This window comes from Frigoribacterium sp. MEB024, assembly GCF_000878135.1.
In the GTDB taxonomy this organism is placed as follows: Bacteria; Actinomycetota; Actinomycetes; order Actinomycetales; family Microbacteriaceae; genus Frigoribacterium.
In genome coordinates, this window is record NZ_JXQZ01000102.1 from 1 (window position 1) to 4,546 (window position 4,546).

The window sequence follows — 4,546 nt, forward strand, 5'->3', positions numbered from 1 at the left end:
CGACGCGGCGCGCGGCTCGGCGCGCTGCGCGGCCAGCCGCTCAGCGCGCGGTGATCGCCCGGATGAGGTGCATCGTGACGTCCGCCGAGCGCCCCGCCGTCAGGGCGAGGTTCTCGTCGTGCACGTCGTGGGCGTCCGGACCGGCGAGGTCGCTGATGCCGCGCACCGAGACGAACGGCACGTGGTGGACGTGACAGGTCTGGGCGATCGCCATCGACTCCATGTCGACGGCGTCCACGTCGACGACGTCGGCGAAGGCGCTCCGCACGCCGATCACGCGCTCGGCGGTCATGAACGCGTCACTCGAGGCGATCAGCCCGGGCCGTACGGCCCAGCGGCCTCCCGCAGCGCTCGATGCGCTCGACGCGTTCGACGCGACACCGTCGCCCGATGCGTCACCCGCGTCCGCCGGGTCGTCCCCGGACCGTGCACCGGACGAGACCGACGTGTCGTAGGCGACCGCCGCCTCCATCAGGGCCTCGTCGGCGTGGAAGCTGGCCGGCATGCCGGGCACCTGGCCGAGCCGGTAGCCGAAGACGCGCGCGTCGGCGTCGAGGTTGACGTACTCGGAGCCCGCCACGACGTCGCCGATCTCGATGCCCACCCCCATGCCCGCGGCGGTGCCGGCGCTGATCACGGTCGGCACGACGCCCTCGAGCGAGCCCGTCCGCACGATGGCCGAGGTGGCCGCACCGGCCGCGTTGACGAACCCGATGCCGCTCTGCACGAGCAGCAGCTCGACCCCGTCGATCTCGACGACGCGCTGCAGCGACCCGCCGACGGCGATCGGCTCGTCGACGCGCGACGCCCGGGACACGAACGGCTCGGCCTCGTCGGCCATCGCCACGATCACGATGATCGGCGGTGCGGCGAGCGCCGCGACCCCGTCGGCAGGAGGCGCGGCGTGCGTCCCGGTCATCGGGTGACGGTCGACCACTCGTCGCGGGCAGCGAGGAAGTCGCGGGCGACACCTTGCGCACCCTCGAGCGTGTGGTTGGCGCCCCAACCGCACTGGACCTCGTTGGCCGCGGGGACCTCGGTGGCGGTGGTGATGTCGGTGAGGGTGCCCTCGATGAGCGACAGGACGTCGTCCATCGCGGGGTCGCCCTGCAGGATCAGGTAGAACCCGGTCTGGCAGCCCATCGGCGAGAAGTCGATGACGTCGCCCGAGCGATTGCGGGAGTGCTCGGCGAACAGGTGCTCGAGCGAGTGGACCGAGGCCATGTCGAGGTGTGCCTCGTTCGGCTGCGTGAACCGGACGTCGAACTTCGTGATGACGTCGCCGTGCGGCAGCGTCTTCTGGTCCGCGACGCGCACGTAGGGCGCGGCGACGGTGCGGTGGTCGAGGTTGAACGACTCGACGTTCATCTTGGGCTGGGTCACGATGGTCCCTTCGGGGTGCGGGCGGGGCGTGGGAGGCGCCTCGGCCTCTGCACCGATCTGTGCGTCCCAACGCCCTGTCGACCCTAGGACATTCCCTCCGCGCCGGTCGGTGTGTGACCCCGCACCCGGCCCGCCACCCGGCCGCTCGGCCCGCTCGGCCCGCCAGGCCCGCTCGGCCCGCCATCCCGCCGTCCCGCCATCCCGCCAGCCCGCCAGCCCGCCAGCCCGCCATCCCGCCATCCCGCCACGGAGTGAACAATCCGCCACGCAAAAAGATGGCGGCGTGTTCATTTCGTGGCGGCGAGCGGCGAGCGGCAAGCGGGGAGCGGCGAGCGGGGGAGGGACGGGGGGCGGACCGACGGGCGCCGCACTGCGCCGCGCAGTGCCGCGCAGTGCCGCACGGGGCCGCGCCACGCAGCCCGGCTCGCCATCCCGCCACGAGGTGGTCAACCCGCCACGAAAAAGGATGGCGGGGTGACCACTTCGTGGCGGGGTGTCCAGTTCGCGGTGCAGCGCAGTCCAGCGCCGCGCCGCACTGCGCCGCGCGGCTCGCTACGGCAGCGTGTGGCCGGCCGCCGTGAAGAGGCGGTACCACTCGGGCCGGGTCAGCGGCACGTCCGACCCCGCGGCGCTGTCGCGGAGGTGCGCGACGCTCGTCGTGCCGAGCACGACCTGCATCTCGGCCGGGTGCCGGGTGATCCAGGCGACCGGGATCGCCGACGTCGGCACGTCGTACTTCGCGGCGAGCTCGTCGATGACGTCGTTGAGCTCGGGGTAGCCGTCGCGGTCGCCGAGGAACACTCCGTCGAAGAAGCCCTTCTGGAACGGCGACCAGGCCTGCAGGGTCATCTCGTTGAGGCGGCTGTAGTCGAGGATGCCGTTGTCGCGGTCGACGGACTGGTCGAGCCCCGCCATGTTGGCCGCGACGCCCGCGGCGATCAGCGGAGCGTGGGTGATGCTGAGCTGCACCTGGTTGACGATCAGCGGCTGCGTCACGCTGCGCTTCAGCAGCTCGACCTGGCCGGGCGTGTGGTTCGAGACGCCGAAGTGGCGCACCTTGCCGGAGGCGTGCAGCTGGTCGAAGGCGGCGGCCACCTCGTCGGGCTCGACGAGGGCGTCGGGCCGGTGCAGCAGCAGCACGTCGAGGCGGTCGGTGTGCAGGGCGGCGAGCGAGGCGTCGACCGACTCGAGGATGTGCTCGGTCGAGAAGTCCCAGAAGCCGTCACGGATGCCGACCTTGCTCTGCAGCTGGATCGCGTCGCGCTCGGACGAGGTCATGGTGACGGCGTCGCCGAAGCGCTGCTCGCAGTGGTGGGGGTGGTCGCCGTACACGTCGGCGTGGTCGAAGAAGTCGATGCCGAGGTCTCGGGCCTCGGCCACGAGTTCACGGATCGCGTCGTCGGTCATGCCCGAGATGCGCATGAGCCCGAGGACGATGGTCGAGGCGGGGCGGTCGGTGGTGGGTAACGTCGTCGTCTTCACGCGGCCAGTCTGCTCTCGTCCGGCGTCCCCGGGAGCCGACCCGCGCCTCCTCGGGGGACGGTCGGGAGGCGCGGGGCGCCTGGGGAGGACCCGTCCCGTCGATCGCGCCCTCCGTTCCGAATGCCCGGCATGACCGTCATCGCGAGCGCGAGCACCGCGCGCGTCGCCGCCGCTCCGCTCGCCCGGGCGTGGAGCATCGCGACGCCGCTGACCCCCGTCGGGTTCTATCCGCGGGCGGGGGTGATCCCGGCCGTCGTGGCCGTCCACGACCAGTCCGGCCCGTGGGACGGTGCCGGACAGACGCGCCGACTCGAGCTGTCGGACGGCAGCAGCGTGGTCGAGAGCCTGGTACGCGTGGAGCCCGACGGGGTCTTCGTCTACGAGCTGAGCGAGTTCACCGGGCTGCTCGGGCGACTGGTGACCGGCGGCCGTGCCGACTGGAGCTACCGCGCGACCCCGAACGGGCGCACGCGGGTCGACTGGACCTACTCGTTCTTCGCCCGACCGGGGCGTGGGGCGATCGTCCGCGGCATCGTGCGCTTCGCCTGGGCGCCGTACATGCGGCGCGTGCTCGTCGGCATCACCCGCGAGATCGAGCGCACCGCCTAGTCGGCCCCGCCCACACCCCAGGAACGCACCCACACCCCAGGAACGCGCCTACACCCCCGTGCGCGCCGAAGGGTCTCGGCGACTTCGTGGGGTCTCGTGCATCCGACGCCCCGGCGGGGCACGAGGCACCGCTACCCTCGGGGCATGAAGGACGCCACGATCTACGACGTGGCGAAGCGCGCGGGCGTCTCGCACCAGACCGTCAGCAGGTTCCTGCGCGGCTTCGAGGGCATCCGTCCCGCCACCCGCGAGAAGGTCGAGCAGGCACTCGCCGAGCTCGAGTACCGCCCCAACTCGGCGGCCCGCTACCTGCGCCTGCAGCGGACGAACCGCATCGGGCTGCTCGCCGACAACATGCAGCAGTCGGGCCCCGCCCGCACCATCGCCGGGGCCACCGAGGCCGCACGTTCGCTCGGCTACGTCACCGACATCGTGTCGATGGACGGCGTCGACGAACGCTCGGTCGACGACGCCCTCGACCTGATGCTCGGGCAGCAGATCGCCGGCATCGTCGTCACGGCGCAGACGGCCGTCGCCCGGTCGGCACTCGAACGCCGCGCGATCTCCGTGCCCGTGGCGCGCGACTTCGGGCTGATGGTCGAGGGCACGACCGAGTCGATCAACGAGCACGCGGGCCGGGTCGCGGCCGAGCACCTCGCGAGCCTCGGCCACCGCCGCGTGGCCTACGTCGCCGGGCCGGACCAGTGGCTGGCCGCCCGCGAGCGCGCCGACGGGTTCCACCAGGCCACGACCGCGTCCGGAGGCGCGGTGACGGTCACCGACGTCGGCGACTGGTCCGCGGCGGCCGGCTACGACATCGGACTGCGGCTCGCCGCCCGCACCGACGACTTCACCGGCGTCGCCGTCGCCAACGACGCCATGGCGATGGGACTGCTCGCCGCCCTCGCCGCCGAGGGGGTCTCGGTGCCGCACGAGGTCAGCGTGGTCGGCAACGACGACACTCCCGAGGCGCGGTTCATGGTGCCGTCGCTGTCCACCGTGGCGCTCGACTTCGGCTTCGAGGGGGCGCACGTGATGACGTCGCTGATCGCCCGCATCGAGGGGCGGAGCG

General features: G+C 72.7%; 5 protein-coding genes. 2 read left to right on the forward strand and 3 right to left on the reverse strand.

Going from position 1 to position 4,546, the window contains the following annotated elements:
• Positions 1 to 40: 40 nt before the first annotated feature.
• The 3 genes from SZ60_RS15075 to SZ60_RS15085 form a co-directional block, all read right to left on the reverse strand.
• Positions 41 to 919 (reverse strand): 5'-methylthioadenosine/S-adenosylhomocysteine nucleosidase, encoded by an 879-nt coding sequence (locus tag SZ60_RS15075; RefSeq protein ID WP_052505449.1) that lies wholly within the window; start codon positions 917 to 919, stop codon positions 41 to 43.
• Positions 916 to 1,368, reverse strand: coding sequence for an S-ribosylhomocysteine lyase (locus SZ60_RS15080; RefSeq protein WP_043597358.1), 453 nt, complete (start codon positions 1,366 to 1,368; stop codon positions 916 to 918). The genes SZ60_RS15075 and SZ60_RS15080 overlap by 4 nt, the downstream gene beginning before the upstream one ends.
• Positions 1,369 to 1,935: 567 nt before the next feature.
• Positions 1,936 to 2,865, reverse strand: coding sequence for an aldo/keto reductase family oxidoreductase (locus SZ60_RS15085; RefSeq protein WP_043597361.1), 930 nt, complete (start codon positions 2,863 to 2,865; stop codon positions 1,936 to 1,938).
• 129 nt (positions 2,866 to 2,994) lie between these two features.
• Between SZ60_RS15085 and SZ60_RS15090 the strand changes: the two genes are divergently transcribed.
• Both SZ60_RS15090 and SZ60_RS15095 read left to right on the forward strand, forming a co-directional pair.
• A complete protein-coding gene (locus tag SZ60_RS15090; protein ID WP_043597368.1) occupies positions 2,995 to 3,474 on the forward strand; it encodes an SRPBCC family protein in 480 nt (159 codons plus the stop codon).
• Positions 3,475 to 3,618: 144 nt separating this feature from the next.
• A partial coding sequence (locus SZ60_RS15095) for a LacI family DNA-binding transcriptional regulator (RefSeq protein ID WP_043597363.1) occupies positions 3,619 to 4,546 on the forward strand: 928 nt, incomplete at its 3' end.

Bases quoted from the DNA above. Each gene is read 5' to 3' on its own strand.
- SZ60_RS15075 (WP_052505449.1), bottom strand. From the start codon at position 919: ATGACCGGGACGCACGCCGCGCCTCCTGCCGACGGGGTCGCGGCGCTC.
- SZ60_RS15080 (WP_043597358.1), bottom strand. From the start codon at position 1,368: ATGAACGTCGAGTCGTTCAACCTCGACCACCGCACCGTCGCCGCGCCC.
- SZ60_RS15090 (WP_043597368.1), top strand. From the start codon at position 2,995: ATGACCGTCATCGCGAGCGCGAGCACCGCGCGCGTCGCCGCCGCTCCG.